We start from the raw sequence: 16,890 nt of genomic DNA, 5'->3' as shown, positions 1-16,890 counted from the left end.
GTGGCTAGTCCTGGCCGTCCAGCCCGGCGTCATTGTCCCTGTCCTCGGCCATGGCCGCAGCCGTCTGGCGCACCAGGGGCAGTTCCTTGGCCACCAGGTCGAGAGCCTGGCGAACCTGGGCCTTGGTGTGGGAGCAGGAGAGAAAAAAACGCAGCCTGGCGGCCTTCTCCTCCACCACCGGGAAGATGATGGGGATGACGTACACCCCCTGGTGGAAGAGCCGGGCGGCCAGCATGGCCGTTTCCACGGAACCGCCGACCATGATGGGGACGACCGCGTATCCCTGGGCCCGGCCGGTGTCCAGCCCCTTTTGCCTGGCGTAGTCCAGGAAAAAACGGCTGGTCTCCTGAAGCCTGCGCACCCGTTCGGGCTCGCGGAGCATCACGGCCACGGCCTCGCGGCTGGCGGCGGCCAGGGGGGGAGACATGCCCACGCTGTAGAGAAAGCCGGGGGCCAGATATTTCAGGCATTCCACAAGCTCGGCCCGGCCCGCCACATAGCCGCCGCAACCGCACAGGGTCTTGCTCAAGGTGCCCATCCAGATGTCCACCACGCCCGGGTCCATGCCGTAATGTTCGGCAAGACCCCGGCCCGTGGGGCCCAAAACCCCCAGCGCATGGGCCTCGTCCACCATCAGGAAGCAGCCGTATTTCTTTTTGAGCTCCGCCAGACGGGGCAGGTCGGGGATGTCCCCGTCCATGCTAAAAAGCCCCTCGGTGACGATCAGGGCCCGGTGGTAGCGATGGCGCTCCGCAGCCAGGAGTTCCTCCAGGGCGTCCAGGTCGTTGTGCGAAAAGGGCAGGCGCACGGCCCCGGAGATCTGAGCCCCCTGGATGATGGAGTTGTGGGAAAGGCTGTCGTAGAACACCACGTCGCGTTTTTTGAACAGTTGGTAGATGGTCCAGACGTTGGTGGCGTGTCCGCTGACAAAGACCACGCAGTCCTGTGCGCCGTGCAGATCGGCCAGGGCCCGTTCGAGTTCGCGGTGGGGGGGGCGCTCCCCGGAGGTGGGACGGCTGCCCGAGGAACTGCTGCCGTATTTTTCCAGGGCGGCCCTGGCGGCGGCGTTGAGGGCTTCGGAGCCGTTTATGCCCAGGTAGTCGTAAGTGGAGAAATTGAGGCAGGTCTTGCCGCCGATGACCGTGGTGTCCCGGGCCACGCCCTCGTGGCACAGGAAATACAGGGAATCGATGCCCCATTGCTTGGCCACGGCTTTGTGAATGGCGATTTTTTTCACATCCGCGAACTGGCTGAAATCGCAGGCCGAGTCCTCGGTCCCGGAAGGCGCGGGAGCGTGTCCCGTGGCGCGGCCGGGCTCACGCTGGGCGAGCTTTTCGCGCATCTTCTGAATCAGGGACAGCCGGTCCTTTTCGGCCAGGCCGGGGGATCTGTTATCGTCGAATGTCATGCCATCTTCCATGGATCAGTTGGGCCGGGAGTGGGAAGCCTCGCCTTCCAGCAGCCGTCTGGCGTCTCCCGCAGATATGCTGACGCCGTGAACGTCCCGGAGAAGCCGGGAAACGGCCTCGGCCTGCGCCTCTTTGGAACCGGCCGGTTGTTCGAACTGGCGGTGGATCATCTCCGCCAGGGTGAGGATGCTTGCCGTCTTGTCCAGGCTAAGCGACGAGATGTCAACCCCGAAGGCCTCCTCAGTGGCCAGGCCCAGCTCCACATACATGAGGGAGTCCATGCCGAGTTCGCCCATGGGTTTGTCGTGGCGGATCTTCGAGACCGGCACCCGCAGGATGCGGGCGAAATGTTGGGATAAAAGCGTGGCCAGATGCACCACGGCGTCCTTGGGCGAAAGCCCCCGCAGTACCTCGCGGATGTCTACCTGCTCCAGGGCGGCCTGTTCCGAGGAGCCCTCGGAGATGACGTAGCGGTACATGGGGGAGGCGACGTACGGCAGCCGGGACAGCTTTTTGAAGCTCACCCGGAAGACGTGCAGCGAACTTTGGTCGTGGCGGGCGTATTTGGCCATGTGGTCCATGGCTGTTTCGGCCCGCAGTTCCTGGGCCCCGGTGAGGGTTTTGAGGGACTGCAACACCTCGGGGCGGCTGGTGAGCATGCCCACGTCGGAGATGGGGCCCCATCCGAAGGTCACGGCAGGGAGGCCCAGGCTGCGCCGGTAGGCGGCCAGATTTTCGAGCATGGTGTTGGCGGCCACGTAGTTTCCCTGGCCGGGATTGCCCAGGACCGTGGTGGCCGAGGAAAACATGATGAAAAAGTCCAGGGGGATGTCCCTGGTCAGACGGTGCAGGTTGTAGCCGCCAAGGGCCTTGGCCCGCAGTACGGCGCGGATGTCGGCCGAGGTGAGGTTGGCGATGGTGGCGTCGCGCAGCACCCCGGCGCAATGCACCACGCCCCGCAAGGGAGGCAGGCCGGACAGGGCGGCCTTAAGGGCGTCGGCCAGGCTGTCGGCGTCGGCCACGTCCGCCTTGACCACCGTCATCCGGACGCCTGCGGCCTCCAGGCGCGATACGGCGGCCTTTTGGGCGTCCGCAACGGCGCCGCTGCGGCCGACAACCACCAGGTGTTTGCCCCCCAGAGCAGCCAGCCGGTCGCACACGGCCAATCCGAGTCCGCCGAGTCCTCCGGTGACCAGATAGCAGGCGTTCGCTTCCAGGGGGCCGAGTTCGGCGGGCGGCAATGGCCGGACGCCTGCGGCCAGCTCGTCGATGGCCACCACCAGCTTGCCCATGTGGCGTGACTGCTGCATGCGGCGGAAGGCCTCGGCTATGGCCGCCCGGGGTGTGACGGAGTGGGGCAGGGGCCACAAGCCTTTTTTCTCGAAATGTTCAAGCATCTCCAGGAACAGGCGGCGGCACAGCAGGGGATTGACCTGCATCACCTGGTCCACGTCAATCCCGAAAAAGCTGATGTTGTTGCGCAAAAGGCGCATGCGCAGGGGGGTATTGGTGTAGAAATCCACCTTGCCAAGCTCCAGGAACCGGCCCAGGGGGCGAAGCAGCCCCAGGCTCTTTTGCAGGGCCTCGCCGGAGATGGAGTTGAGCACCACATCCACGCCCTGGCCGTCGGTGAGTTCCCGGACGCGTTCCTCGAAATCCAGGCTGCGCGAATCGAGCACATGGGGCACGCCAAGGCCGGACAGCAGGGCGCGTTTTTGCGGGGAGCCGGCCGTGGCGAAGATTTCCGCGCCCGTCAGTATGGCGATCTGGATGGCCGCCAGCCCCACGCCGCCTGCCGCGCCGTGGATGAGCACCCGCTCGCCCGGGGCCAGCCTGGCCAGGTGGGTCAGGGCGTACCAGGCCGTGAAATGGGCCACGGGGATGGTGGCGGCGGCGGTGTGGGTCATGCCCCGGGGCAGAGGGAAAACGGCCGTGGCCTCGGCCAGCACATGGGAGTCGTAGGCCCTGCCGCTGAGGCAGCATACCGCGTCTCCCGGGGCCATCCCGGTGACGTCCTGGCCTACGGCCAGGACGGTTCCGGAGCATTCCAGGCCCAGGGTGGGGCCGGACGCGCCGTTTTCCAGGGCCTCTTCGGGGATGCGGCCCAGGGTGAACATGATGTCGCGGTAGTTGACCCCGGCGGCCCTGTTGGCGATGAGCACCTGGCCCTTGCCGGGCCGGGGGGGCACGGCGGGCCGCCAGGTCGCAGCGTCGAGCCGTCCCTGTTCGGTCATCTCCAGGGTCACGGCCTGGGGGGGCTGCGTGGCTGCTGGGACGGCCATGGCCGCCGTTTCCAAGGGGGCCAGCCGCAGGCAGAAGCGTCCCTGGCTGTTGACGGCCACCTCCTTGTCGTCCTGGCCGGGCGCGACCAGATCCCTGACCGGGCACAGGATCTCCCGTACGGCGGCATCGAGGGGAAGTCCGCCGTCGGGGTCGGCGTGCAGATCCACCAGCCGGGGCGAAAGCCCGGGCATTTCGTTGATCAAAACCCGGCCAAGGCCCGCCAGGGCCCCCTGGGACGGCACGGGCCGCGAGGTCTGCCCCGGCAGGGGCAGGGCGCCGCCGGTCACCAGGCACAGTCCGGCGGGAATCTTGGCCTTGCGCCATCCCCGGGCCAGGGCCACGGCGCTGGCCACGCGGCGGTTTTGGATGTCGTCGAGGGTCTCCGGGTCCGGTTCCTGGCGGATGTCGAACCCGGCAAGGTGGACGATTTCCAGGCTGGCCCCTGTCTCTCCCATGGCCTGGAACAGCTTTTTCCAGTGCTCCCGGGATTCCGGATCAAGGGTGAAGCCGTCCTGCGGCGTGCCCTGAAATGCCGGGCCGGACGTCACCCGCACGGGCTCGGAACCGGTGGCCCGCAGGGCTGCGCCAAGGGCCTCGGACACGATCCGGGCCTCGGGGGCGCTGGCCGTGTCTTCGAAAAAGATCCACCGCTTGCGGGCGGGGCGAATGTGTTGCGCGGCCTGTGTCGGCGCTTTCCGGGCGGCCAGAAGCAGCACGTCGCTGTCGTCCCCGCCCAGGTAGCGGTGCGGGGGCAAAAATCCGGCGGCCGCCAGGCAGTGCGCCCATTCCGCGCTATCCATCAGGTGCGAGACGGGGCGGCCGTTGCGGGATTCCTCCCGCCACCAGTCGGGGGCCAGCCCGAACAGCAGATCGGCCACGGGATGGGGCGGGGTGTCCACGACCACGATCATGCCCCCCGGGCGCAGCAGGTCGTACAGGCGGATCAAGGCCTGGGGGACGTCCGTCAGACGATACAGGGCATGGCCGAAAAAGATCAGGTCGAAACCGCCTCCCGCCATGGCCTCCGGCAGGGAGGCCTCGGGGTCGTCCGGGGCGAACACGCAGGCCTGGACGTTGGGAGAGGCCAGGAAGCGGGCCGAAAGCTGCTCCACGAAATGCTCATCGCGGTCGGCCAGCACATACTCCGCCACACCCGGGGCCAGCCGGGGAATGAGCGTCTGGGCCAGTCCGCCGGGTCCGGCCTCGGCCTCAAGGATGCGCAGGCCATTTCCCCGGGGTGTGGCGCTCAGGATGGCGTCGAGCAGGATGGCGGCTGCGGCGTGACCGTCCTGGTGGCGGGGGCAGGCGGAAAAAAGATTCTCCATGGCGCTGCCGGGGCGCAGGGTCAGGAGCGGGGCCGCCAACAGCCTGCCGCGCAGGATGTCGCCAAGATCCTTGCCGATCTGCCCCAGAAGCGCCAGTTCGTCGACATGCTCGGGAAATTCCGCCAGGGCCGTGCGCCACAGCTCAGCGGCGGGCGGCAGATCCTCTGCGGCCAGTCGGAAGTGTTCCCCCCGGGCGGTGGCCATGTCCATCTGTACGAGGAAGTGCAGGGCATAGGCCAGATACGGCTCCATCCCTTCCGGCACGCCGCCCAGACGGGCCAGTTCGGCCACGGTGAATTCCCGGCGGCGGCCCGCCAGGGAGCGCAGGGCCTCCATGGTCTGGGAAAGGACCAGGGCCGTGAAAAAGGGCAGGGCCTCCTGGCGGCGGCGCAGGGAACCTTCGCTCCGGGCCAGGGCGTCGATTCCCGGGGCGGCCAGGGCATCGACTTCGGCCTGGGCGGGCACGGCCGAGGCCGAGACGTCCAGGGGGTGGCGGGAGGGCACGACGGCCGTGGCATAGACATGCTGCTGGCTCTGGAGGCTGTCCCGGGTCCGGACCCGGGCGAAACGGCAGTCGTTTAGCCGGGCCAGTTCCCGGCCCTGGGCGTCGAAAAGCTGGAAGGAGGCCGCCAGGGCGCGTTTGCTTTGGTGGGCCATCTCGGCCACGGCATGGGTGGCCACGCCGGGCGTGAGCATCTGCATACGGCCGACGCGGATGGGCAGATAGATGAAGGTCTCCAGGCTGCCGTCCTGCCAGGACACCAGGGACAAGAGCATCTGGAAAGCGCCGTCGATGAGGCTCGGGTGCAGGATGGCGCCGGGAAAGATGGCCTTCGGCTCAAGGGCCAGGCGGGCCATGGCCATATCCCCGTCCCTCCAGACCTGGCGCATGGGCCGAAAGGCCGGGCCGAAGTGCAGGCCCGAGTCCACGGCCTTGGCATAGAGCCCGGCCACGTCTTCCTCCGCACCCCGGGCAGGGGGGAGGGTGGCGGGGGCAAAGGCCTTGTGCAGCCGGGGAACGATGCGGCCGCTGGCGTGCTGCACCATGCCCGCAGGCTGGAGGAGTTCCCGGCTTTCGATGATGAAATCGCCGCCTTCGGCGCTTAAGCTGAACCGCACCACGCGGCCTTTGCCCTGGATAAAGGTCATGGGATGGCGCAACTCGACGTTCTCCATCTCCACGGCCCCCGGGCCGTAGGCCTCCAGGGCGGCGGCCAGGGCCATCTCCAGGTAGGCGGCCCCGGGCAGCACCACCTCGCTGCCCACCACATGGTCCGCCAAAAAGGGCACGAGATGCGTGTCCAGGGTGTTTTCCCAGACGGGCAGGCCACGCCGGACACGGCGGCCGAGCAGGGGATGCGCCGCAGGCTTGGCCCCGAACAGATCCAGGCATTCCGGGGTGGCTTCCGCCATGCAGGGTTCCCGGTCGAAGGGATAGGCGGGAAGATCCACAAAGGACGGCCTGTACGGAAAGATCGCCGGGAGATGCACCCGCCCGCCGTGGACATGCACCTGCTTCCACAGGGTGTGCACCACCTGGCCGTCGTGGGTGTCGCGCTTGATGGAGGGCAGGTAGACGGTGGTGGCGGAGCGTTCCAGGAAGCAGTTTTTCAGAAACGGCTGGAGCAGGGCGTCCGGGCCGATTTCGATAAAGATTCGAGCCCCGGCGTCCAGGGCCGCCAGGGCGGCGTCGCGAAAGCGAACCGGCCTGCGCAGGTTGGTCCACCAATAGTCCGCGCCAAGGTTCCCGCCCGGGCATTCCCGGCCATGGACCGTGGAATAAAATGCCACGTCCCCGGCCTCTGGCTGCACCCCGGAGAGCCCGGCCAGGAGCCGGTCCTTGATGGCCTCCATGGCCTGGCTGTGAAAGGGGTGCCCCAGCTTCAGGCCGCGAAAGACCGCCCGCCGTTTTTTGAGGGCCGCCCGAACCGAGTCCAGGGCCGTGGCCGAACCCGTCAAGGTCACGTAGCGGGCGCTGTTGACCGCCGCGATCTCGAGTTCGCCCGCGACGACCTCCGGCAGGGCCTGGGCGTCTTTCTCGCCGAGTTGGGCCACGGCCATGTCGCCCAGGCCGTGGGATTCCCGTTGCAGCCTGCTGCGTTCCACAACGACCCGGCTGGCCTGTTCCATGGTCAGGGCGCCGCAGGCCCAGGCGGCGGCCACCTCGCCGATGCTGTGCCCGAAGACCATGTCCGGGGCGACCCCCCTGGCCCGCAAGGACTGGGTCAAGCCGACCTGGATGGCGAAAAGCAGGGGTTGCACCACGTCGATGCGTGCCGCATCCCAGCCCGCGTCCTTGGACAGGAACAGCTCCTTCGGGGACCAGCCCAGAAGGGGGGCCATGGCGGCGTCCACCTCGTCCAGGGCCCGGGCCGCATGCCGGTCGGCGGAAAAAAGGGCCTTTCCCATGCCCGCCCAATTGCCCCCGTTGCCGGAATAGACAAAGGCCGTGCGAATCACGCCGCCCAAAATGTCGCCTTTGACCACGCGGCGATCCTTGACCGGGGCCTCTTCGCTTGCGGCGACAAGGCGCAGGGCCCCTATGACTCCGGAAACGGCGGCGTCCTCGATCACCATGCGGTGGTTGAGATGGTCCCGGCACAGGGCGGCCTGGGCGACGATAGCGCACTGTTCGTCCGGGGCAGCCTCCTCCAGGCGCGCGGCGTACATCCCGGCCAGCCGTCGCAGGCTGCCCTGGCTGTGGGCGGAGAGCAGAAGCGGCCCGGGGGCGGCGTCGCGGCCGGGGGGGGCGGGGGCGGCGTCCGGCGCGGCCTCCAGCAGGGCATGGGCGTTGGCCCCTCCGAAGCCGAAGGAGTTGACCCCCACCATGGCCGGTCCCGGCGTCCGGGGCAGGGGGGTGGGCGTGGTCACGAAGGAGATGCCCAGGGATTGGCAGTCGATGTCCGGATTGGGTTCGTCAAGGTGCAGGCTGGGCGGTGCGGTGCGGTGCTTGAGGACGAGCATGGCCTTGAGCAGTCCGGCGATGCCCGAGGCTGGTTCCAGGTGTCCCAGGCTGCTTTTGACGGACCCTACCAGCAGGGGAGGGGCCGAGGGCCTAAGGGCGGTGAACACCTCGCCGATGGAATGGGCCTCCACCGGATCGCCGGCGGCGGTCCCGGTGCCGTGGGCCTCCATGTAGCAGAGGTTGCGCAGGTCGAGCTCCGGGTCGCTGTACAGGGAATGCAACAGGGACATCTGCGCCGCTTTGTTGGGAAAGGCGATGCCGATAGTCTTGCCGTCGGTGTTGATCCCGGTCTTGGCGATCACCGCATGGATGCGGTCGCCGTCCGCCAGGGCGGCGTCCAGGGGCTTGAGCAAAAGCAGGCCGCCGCCCTCGGCCCGGACGTAGCCGTTGGCGTCCTTGCCGAAGACTTTGCAGCGGCCGTCCTTGGACAGCATGTGGGCCTTGGAGAAGCCCACGAAGGGCAGGGGGCTGCACAGCATGTGCACCCCGCCCACGATGGCCATGCCGGCCTGGCCCGTGACCAGGGTCTGGCAGGCCTGGTGCAGGGCCACCAGGGAGGCGGAGCAGGCCGTGTCGATGGTCATGCTCGGCCCGTGGATGTCCAGGAGATAGGAAATGCGGTTGGACAGAAGACCCAGGGTGTTGCCGATCATCGAATAGGGGCCGATGACGCAGGGGTCGTCGGCCCGCTGCATGCTGGCGTCCAGGGAGGAGGAGCCGATGAATACGGCGGTGTTCGTTCCGGCGATGCTGGAGGGGGGGACATGGGCGTTTTCCAGAACCTCCCAGGCCATCTCCAAAAGCAGCCGCTGCTGGGGGTCCATGTATTCGGCTTCCTTTTTCGAGATGCCGAAAAAAGAAAAGTCGAAGTCGCCGATATTGTCCAGCACGCCGGCGGCCAGGGTGCAGGAGCGGCCAGGGGCGTTGCGCAGGGGATGCAGAAAACCCGGGACGTCGAATCGGTCGGCAGGGATCTCGGTCACGGCATCGCGGCCGGAGGCGAGTACGTCCCACAACGAGTCCAGGGACGCCACTCCTCCAGGAAGACGGCAGGCCGCGCCGATGATGGCGATTTTTTTTATGCTCATTGTTTTGTTGTTCTTCGCATCAGAAGCGATTTGGCATGTACCCTTTCAGCGAGAGAATGGAAAATATCCTCATTTATATGAAAAAAACAAAAAAAATTTTCTAACCCGGAGAAGTCGCTGGGGACAAACATGCCGTCCGCCACGATCATCTGGGAGAAAGATTGAGCAGCCGCACGACGTGGGTGAAGAGTTTCCGAGGAAATGCCGTGTTCCTTTTCGTACGTCCGGTGGAATATTCTGTAAAAAAACGTTCGAATTGAGTAAAATGCCCTGTTTCGCCACGAAGGTAAACCGGGTGAAGCCCAAAAAAACCGGCGAGCAGTTCGTCCAGGGAAAGTCTTCTGGGGCGGCAGACTCCGGGTGGGGAATCGGTGGTCAATCCCCATCCGGCATAAAATGGAGCGCCATGACAAAATACGTCCTTCCCGCGCAGTAACGCGTCAATACCCGCCCACGACGTGCGGACGTGGACGGCATTCACCTGGGTGAGGAGAGAATGCATGGATACGGAAATCGCGATTTCGTCGAAATAGGGGCTCCCCTGTCTGGCGCGCATACCCAACCAAAGATCCTTTAATATATGAGGGTGCGGTTTGTAAATAATATAGGCGGCTGATTCTTTTTCACGCACAGCTTTCAGAAAATGCCTGTCTGCGTCAACGTGCGGGTCTTCTCCAAACACCAGCACCACTCGGCCGACAGCGGCCGGACGCTGCCACTGCCCGCTTTCTTGCGGCCAGAAGGTCAGTCCCCGGTCCACGATCCATCCCCTCAGACGCCGGGCCTGGTCGAGGGTTTCATCGGAAAACCGGGCCGTGGCCAGCATATCCTCAATGCGAGAGCCGGGACCGTCGACCATGGCGCACAGGGGGGCTTCGGGGCCGTCCGCAAGCCCCGCGCCCGGGAAAAAGCCGTCGCGCACCCGCAGCGTCGTCTCCGGGGCATCTGAAGGCGCGGCGTGTTCCGGGACCGCCAGGGCTGCGTCCGGGGACATGGGCGCGCCGGGCCGGTAAAAACGGACCTGGCTGCCCTGAAAAAGCCGCACGACGCCGGGCCGTTGTTCCCGGGTGAAGCCCTGGGCATGCACCACGGCGGGAAAGCGTTCCCGTTGTCGGCGTTGCAGGGCCATCCATTCGAGCACCCGCTCCGGCGGGCAGGGTTCCCCGGTTTCAGGGTCCACATAGCGCGGGTAATCCACCAGGGCGGCGTGGACCAACTGCAACAAGGGGATGGGGCGGCGGCGCGGGGGCGGGGCAAGGGCGTCGCGGGTCAGGCCCCATCCGGCGTAGAAGGGCATGCCGAAGGTGGACACGGGACGCCCCCACATGAGGCCCTCGAAGCCCACCTGGGACGTCACCGTGTAGACGGCGGCGGCCCGCTTAAGCAGGCCCACCGGATGCACGTTCCCGGAAAAGACCCGCACCCGGTCCAGGCGGGCCAGGGCGTCCAGGTCGAAATGCCCTTTTTTGCGGCCGGAGACCACCTCGGGATGGACTTTGAGCACCACCGTCTTGTCCGGATGTTCGGCCAGCGCCGCCTCAAGCATGCGGGAAAAACTCCCGGGTCCGGCCAGGCCGTGGCCAATGGAGCCGTCGCCGAAGGTCTGGTCGATGGCCAGGACAAAAGGCTCGGGAAGCTCGCCCCCGTATTCCCTGGCATGGTTGTATTTGGAGACCCGGCCCGCCCGCCACAACTCGACGAGGCGCTGCGCCCGGGCCAGTTCCTCCGGGGTGCAGGGAAGGGTCGCCAGGGTTTCCAGGCGGGAGGGATTGCGGGCGTCGTAGTAGACGCCCTGGTCGTCGAGGCTGATGGAGAGGGGGGGGTGGCCGCGTCCCGGCGAAACGGAGCGCAGGAAGCCGTCTTCCACATGCAACACCGGCAGGCCGCGCCGGGCCGCGAAGCGTTCGGCGGCCAGCCCCGAGACCTTGCGGCCCCAGGCCAGTACCCAGGCCCCGGGGACCGCGCCCAGGCCAAACCGCACTCGTACCAGGGGCACGCCAAGCACCGTGGGCAGATTGGGCATGGTGGCCACGAACCGGCTCAGGGCCAGGGCGGCCGGGGCTGTCGCCAGGGGCAGGCGGGCGCGCTCAGGCATCCGTGGCCCCCGCGTCAGGCGCGCCTTCCGGGGTCCCCGGGGGCGCGGCGAAAAGGCGGGCGTGGGAGGCCTCGGCCCTACGTGACAGCTCCGCCAGCTTGTCCTGGGCGTTTTGCAACATGGCCGCCCGCAGCCCGTCGTCCCCGGCCAGCCGGGTGATGGCCGCAACCCAGGCGGCAGGCTGCATGGGAACCACCAGGCCGTCTTTTTCGTGCTCCACCACGTCCGCGCAGGCCGAGCCTGCGGCGTAGACGCCCACGGCCCCGCTGCGGGTGATGTCGCAGAACTTGGTATAGGAGCGGGCGGCGTTGAAGGCCGAATCGAGCTGGGGGGCCAAGCCCACGTGGCGTCCCGGCGTGGCGGCGAAGATCCGGTAGGCGGGCCAGGGCATGGGATGGACCACCGTGACCCGGGGCAGGGGTTTGAACAGCGTGGCCACGGCCCGCTTCCCCACGATTTCCAGAGCCAGCCGGGGGTTTTTGGCCAAGACCTCGGCCATGACCGGGAAAAGCCAGCGGATGTCCGGGTTGTGGGAGGCCGTGCCGTGGTAAAAAATCCGCCGCGTGTCCGCATCCGGGGATGCGGCCCCGGCCGGGAGGGGCGCGGGCAGGACCAGGCGCGGCCCCCAGGCGGCGTATTTCTCCATGAGGGCCGGGGTGGACACCCAGAATTCCGCCTTCTGGGACAAGAGCCAGTCCCGCCGCCGGGCGGCCAGCCGCCACAGCTTGAACCGGTAATGCAGGGGCGCGCCCCGGGAGGCGGCGGTATCGAACAGGTCGTCGTCCATGAAAAACGCCAGCCGGGACAGGCGGGGCCGCGCCGCAGTCAGAAGGCGCACCCAGCCCCCGGGGACATACCGGGCCAGCACCACCATGGCCCCATCCAGTTCGGCCGGACCTGGGAGATCGGCGAAGCTGCGGCGGGTGACGGGGCAGGGCAGATGCGCCAGGGCCGGAAAGAGGAAATAGGCCGAAGAGGGGTTGTCGCATTCCTCCACCACAATGGCCCGGGTCGGAGGCGTCGCGGGATGCCCGGTCATGGCCGGTTGAGCCATGGTTTGCGCACCAGGGGGGCGATGTTGAGGGAGAAGTCCGGGTGGGAATAACTGCAATTGGGGTTGTAGAAGGGGTCGTGGCGCATGACGTGTTTCCAGTGGGCCCGCATGTGGCGGACCTCGCGGCGGGCCTGGGCCTTGCGCTCGGGAGAGGCGCTGTCGTCGCCCCGGCTGTAGGATTCGTGGTGGTACAATTCGGCGTAGGGGGTCCAGACCACCCGCAACCCGGCCTTGCGCACGCGCAGGCAATAGTCCACGTCGTTGAAGGCCACGGGCAGATTGACGGCGTCGAGGCCCTTCATGCGGTCGTACACGTCCTTCCAGGTGAGCAGGCAGGCGGCGGTGACCGCCGAGAGTTCCTGGGCCAGGATGGCCCGGTCGCAGTAACCGGGATCGTCCCCTTCAAGGCAGGCGTGCAGATGGTTGGCGCATCCCCCCGGACCCACGACATCCCCGGCGTGTTGGATGCGGCCGTCGGTATAATAGAGCTTGGCCCCCACCACGCCCACCCCGGGTTGCACCAGATGCCCGAGCATTTCCGTAAGCCAGCCTGGGCCGATGACCTCCGTGTCGTTGTTGAGCAGGCACAGGGCGTCCCCGGTGCAGTGGGCGGCGGCGTGGTTGTTGATGGCCGAATAGTTGAACGGCAGATCGTAGCGCAGCACCTTGACCTGGGGATGGCCGTTTATGCGTGCCAGGTAGTCCAGGGTCTCGGGATCGCGGCTCGAATTGTCCACGATGCGGATCTCGAAGCGGCGATAGTCGGTTTTCTCCAGCAGGCTGGTCAGGCAGGTCCGCAGCACCGCCAGGCAGTCGCGGGTGGGGATGATGATGGACACCCGGGGGGCTTTGGCGGCAGGTGATAGCGGACCCGGCAATGGCCCCTGGCCGTGGGTTCCACCTGGGCCGCCACCTGCAGGCGTTCCAGGTGGGCCGCCACCTGGGACGGGCTGGAGCCGTTTGGGTTGCCCGGATCGCCGGGGGGCGGCAGATGGAACAGCGGGGCAGGCACATGGGCCACGGCGTAGCGCGGAATCCGCTCCCCGGCCCGCAACAGCAGGCCATGCATGTCGAAGACGTCCGGATCAAGGCCCAGGGCGGCCAGGAGGTCGCCCCGGATGGCCGCGGCGTGGCCGATGTAGTTGGTCGAGCGCAAAAGCTCCGGGGACCAGTCGGGCTTAAACGCCGGATCGCGGCGCGCCCCGCCCGTGTCGAGAATGTCGTGGTCGGTGTAGATCAGGCGCACCCGCGTGTCGTCGAAGGCCGTCCGGGCCATCCAGTACAGGGCGTGGGGGGCCAGAGCCGCGCCGGGCGGCAGAAAGACGAACCATGTCCGGCGGTCCCCGCCCGCCAGGGCGGGCGCGGCGTCGCGGATTTCATGGTGCGGATAGAGCTGGCGGCGCAGGGAGGCCAGCGTGGCCCGGCGGGCCGCAGGGGCATGGCCGCCCTGCACATGGACCACGAACCGGGGGGGGCGGCGCAGGCGCGCCGTGTCCCGAAGGATGGCCTCCCGGTCCTTTTCCGTCAGCAGGTCGAACTCCCTGATCCACCGGTCGTACGGGATGACCGGGGAGAGGGTCCGCAGCCTACCGGCAATGCGATAGGCCTCCTGAAGCCGCAGAATCGCCGTTTTGGAATGCAGCCCGGCGCGTTTGCGGCGGGCCCGGGGATACTTGTAAAACATGGCGACAATGCGCTGGTACATGCGCCGTACCCGCTCCACCTCTCCCACGGGTTTGAAGCTGAATTCGCCGAGGGTGAACTCCCCCTCGCCCTGCATGGGCTCGAGGACCAGCCGCGTCACGCCGCCCGGGAGGCAGAGCACCTCGTTGATGGTGCCCTTAAGGGAGACCGGCAGTTCGAAGCGCACGGGTTCCCGTTTCCCGGCCTCGGCATGCAGGAAGGCTGTCCAGGCGCCGCTACGCCGCAGGAGCCGTCCTTGGAGATGAATCCACCCCTCGGGCAGGGTCCGGCCCGGCGGTCGCAGTTCCAGACGCGGCGTCTCCCCCAGGGAACGCCACACCGTATCTCCCGGAGCATGCGCCACGTGGGACAGGGGAACCAGAGTCACCGGGACAGGGTGCTGTTTGGAAAGGTTGGTGCGAGGAAGCATTGCGGCGTGTCTATCCTCTGTATATGCGTTCGAATCGGGGGAAAACCAGTTTCGTCTTGGAATTGTAATCCGGAGCGCAAAGCAGGGCAAGCGGGGCGGAGGGGCGCAGCAGCCGACAGGGCCCGTGTGGCGCCCCTCCGAGGCCACGGTACGGCTTCCTGAGTCGTGTCCTCGAAGGCGCGGCGCACGAAGTTTGAAAGCAACAAGTTAAAATGCTTATTTTTTTTCTTAAAAATTGGCGGCGTATGCTTGGGGTGCGAAACACAAGGGAGCGTTCACGGGACGGACGTGTCGCGGCGCCGGGAGAAAAAAGCCGTGAGCTTTTTCAGCAGCCCGGGGAGTTTTTTTTTCTGGTCCTGAAGGGACGGGAACCGGGTGTACTGAAATTTTTCAATATAAAGATCGATATAAAGGGCGACGTACTCGCTGAAGGTGAAGGATTTGTCCATAAGCTGGAATTCTGTTGTCTCATCGCACCAGGAGAGGTTGTAATGCCGCATGATGGATGGATGGATGGGGATTTGATGCGTGGCGAAGGGATCGCTGCGGAAGTCTTTCAGAAGCGGCATGTCGAGGTGGGTGAAAATGGCGTTCGCCAACTCAAGAAAGACAGGCCGCGCCGGGTGGTTGATCAGGTGGAAGAGCTGCGTGTCACGGAAGTGTGTTTCCACGAACTCGGCTATATTGAAAATGGAACCGGCCTCGGCCGAGTGCAAATACGCGATTTGTGAAGTGCAGGAACGGTCCATGTCGAGGCAGGACGGGATATCCGTCTCCAGATATGCGTCCAGGATTTTTTTCTTGTCCCGCAGGGACACGATGAGCTCGTTGAGCACTGTGCAGGGCCAGGGGATGAGCGCCGTGGTCCCCCTGGGGCACAGCCAGAAGGGATTTTGATATTCGTAGGTGGGCCAGTAGATCGTGGATGTGATGTACGGAATTTTGATGGCCACCCCGCCGGGCGGCATCTGGCGGAGGAGGGTTGGAAAGTCGTAGTGCGCAATGTCGTGATAGATGAGGACGTTGCAGGTTTTGATCGCCTCCTGCAGGGCTGTCGGGGGGGCCAGCCCCGGCTTGCCGTCCTGGATTTCATAATTCGGAATGAACGTACACTCAAAATCCTTCTTGAACGCATCGGACGACAGGAGCAGCTGCTTGAGCACCAAGCCCTGGCACGTTTGGGACAAAACGATTTTTTTCATATCAACAAAGCGTACCCATCACGTCCGCAACGAGACCGGCAATCGCAAAGGCGCTAGTTCCAGGCGCCGGTTGCCGTGAAGGACCGGATATAGCCCAGAGTGTTCAGGGACGGGCTGGTGACGGACGTAATGATGCTCAAGAATTTCATGATCTCGGTCGCTGGCGCGTTGGAGACGTAGAGCACATCCTTGTCTTTGATGGGGAAGGATTGGGCGGCGAAGAACGTCGCAGGATCCCGGAGGTTGACCGAGTAAATGACCGGGACGGTGTTTTCCGGGGTGACAATGGTCGGCGGCGTGGGCCATTTGAGGCTGTCCATAGGCTCGAGCCGGAATATGAACACCCCCTGGGCGTCGGCGCGGCCGTCCTGGACGCCGCCGGAACGGGCCAGGGCCTGGGCCAGGGTGAGCCCCGTGGCCTCGAATTCCACCTCGGCGTTTTTGCCCGTGGCCCCCAGGGCGATAAAACTGTTGGGCTGGTAAAGGGCCGTGAGAATGTCCCCGGGCTCCAATACGAGATTTTCCTTGTTGTCGGAGATGATGGCCTTCAAGGGGATGGAGTGGACCTTCTCCGCGCGGGTCAGCTGGATCATCACCTTGTTGACCGGCTGCTTGACGCCTCCGGCGGTGGCCAGGATATCCAGTATCCGTTCGCGTTTGGGAGTCAGCGGCACGATGATGCTGTTGGTCACTTCGCCGACGACAGTCACCGTGGACGTGGTGTTTTTGGCCAGACGGACCAGCACCTGGGGGTCGTTGGCCTTGCCCTGCAGGCGTCTGTAAATTTCCTCTTCAATCTGCCGCAAGGTCAGCCCGCGCACGGGAACATATCCGGCGAAGGGCACGGAGATAGACCCGTCGCTGTTGACCTGTTGTTCCGGGAAGCGCATGGGGGCCATGGCCGTCTGGGCGGTCGCGAGTTCAGATCCGGGGTTGTTGAAAAGCGTTCCCGGCGGGCTTTCCCACACGGTCACTTCGAGGATATCGCCGGGGCCGACGCTGTAATTTCCCAGGGTATTCCCGGAGAACACTGCGGAAAACATGGTTTTTTGCAGGCTGTCCCGCAGTTGGCGGGCAATCGAGGCGTTGACCTCGACGATGCTGATGCCGGTCGTATTTTTGTCGGATTCCGGGTACTTGTCGATGGTGGCCCGGGTAGGTCCGGAGCCGGGGAGTCCGCAGCCGGAGGCCAGCAGAGAGAAGATCAGCACCACGGCCCATGCGGCGTATTTTGTAGGCAAGGCCTTTCCAGGCATCGTCATTCCCCTCGTAGGCGTCAGTGGCGCAACTGGTTTGTTGCCCGGATGAAGCGTGTTTGTCGTGCGGCGTGGGCTGGCCCTTCCCCTCCAAGGGGGC

The 16,890-nt window shown here is 66.0% G+C and carries 8 protein-coding genes; all 8 read right to left on the bottom strand.

Annotation, left to right across the window (positions count from 1 at the left end; genetic code table 11):
* Window positions 1–4: 4 nt before the first annotated feature.
* The 8 genes from GD606_RS11245 to GD606_RS11210 all read right to left on the bottom strand — a co-directional run bounded on the left by GD606_RS11245 (window position 5) and on the right by GD606_RS11210 (window position 16,775).
* Window positions 5–1,408: an aminotransferase class I/II-fold pyridoxal phosphate-dependent enzyme gene (locus GD606_RS11245; protein ID WP_163301541.1), complete on the bottom strand. Its 1,404-nt coding sequence runs from the start codon at window positions 1,406–1,408 to the stop codon at window positions 5–7.
* Between the two features lie 15 nt (window positions 1,409–1,423).
* On the bottom strand, window positions 1,424–9,070 hold the full coding sequence (locus tag GD606_RS11240) for a type I polyketide synthase (RefSeq protein ID WP_176629284.1): 7,647 nt from the start codon (window positions 9,068–9,070) through the stop codon (window positions 1,424–1,426).
* 145 nt (window positions 9,071–9,215) lie between these two features.
* Window positions 9,216–11,165 (bottom strand): capsule polysaccharide biogenesis protein, encoded by a 1,950-nt coding sequence (locus GD606_RS11235; RefSeq protein WP_163303572.1) that lies wholly within the window; start codon window positions 11,163–11,165, stop codon window positions 9,216–9,218.
* Complete coding sequence (locus GD606_RS11230; RefSeq protein ID WP_211922257.1) at window positions 11,158–12,219, bottom strand: glycosyltransferase family protein; 1,062 nt, start codon at window positions 12,217–12,219, stop codon at window positions 11,158–11,160. Before GD606_RS11230 ends, GD606_RS11235 begins: the two co-directional genes overlap by 8 nt.
* Entirely contained in the window at window positions 12,201–13,058 is an 858-nt protein-coding gene (locus GD606_RS11225; RefSeq protein WP_176629283.1) for a glycosyltransferase family 2 protein, read from the bottom strand. The genes GD606_RS11230 and GD606_RS11225 overlap by 19 nt, the downstream gene beginning before the upstream one ends.
* A complete protein-coding gene (locus GD606_RS11220) occupies window positions 13,004–14,332 on the bottom strand; it encodes a glycosyltransferase family protein (protein ID WP_176629282.1) in 1,329 nt (442 codons plus the stop codon). Before GD606_RS11220 ends, GD606_RS11225 begins: the two co-directional genes overlap by 55 nt.
* A gap of 275 nt (window positions 14,333–14,607) precedes the next feature.
* On the bottom strand, window positions 14,608–15,534 hold the full coding sequence (locus GD606_RS11215) for a WcbI family polysaccharide biosynthesis putative acetyltransferase (protein ID WP_163303574.1): 927 nt from the start codon (window positions 15,532–15,534) through the stop codon (window positions 14,608–14,610).
* 53 nt (window positions 15,535–15,587) lie between these two features.
* The gene (locus tag GD606_RS11210; protein WP_211922258.1) at window positions 15,588–16,775 is read right to left on the bottom strand and encodes a polysaccharide biosynthesis/export family protein; all 1,188 of its coding nucleotides are present in this window, start codon (window positions 16,773–16,775) and stop codon (window positions 15,588–15,590) included.
* Window positions 16,776–16,890: the final 115 nt, after the last annotated feature.

This window comes from Desulfolutivibrio sulfodismutans DSM 3696 (genome assembly GCF_013376455.1).
Lineage (GTDB): Bacteria > Desulfobacterota > Desulfovibrionia > Desulfovibrionales > Desulfovibrionaceae > Desulfolutivibrio > Desulfolutivibrio sulfodismutans.
Note: the sequence above shows the minus strand (reverse complement) of the source record. Positions and strands in the feature narration are given on the sequence as shown.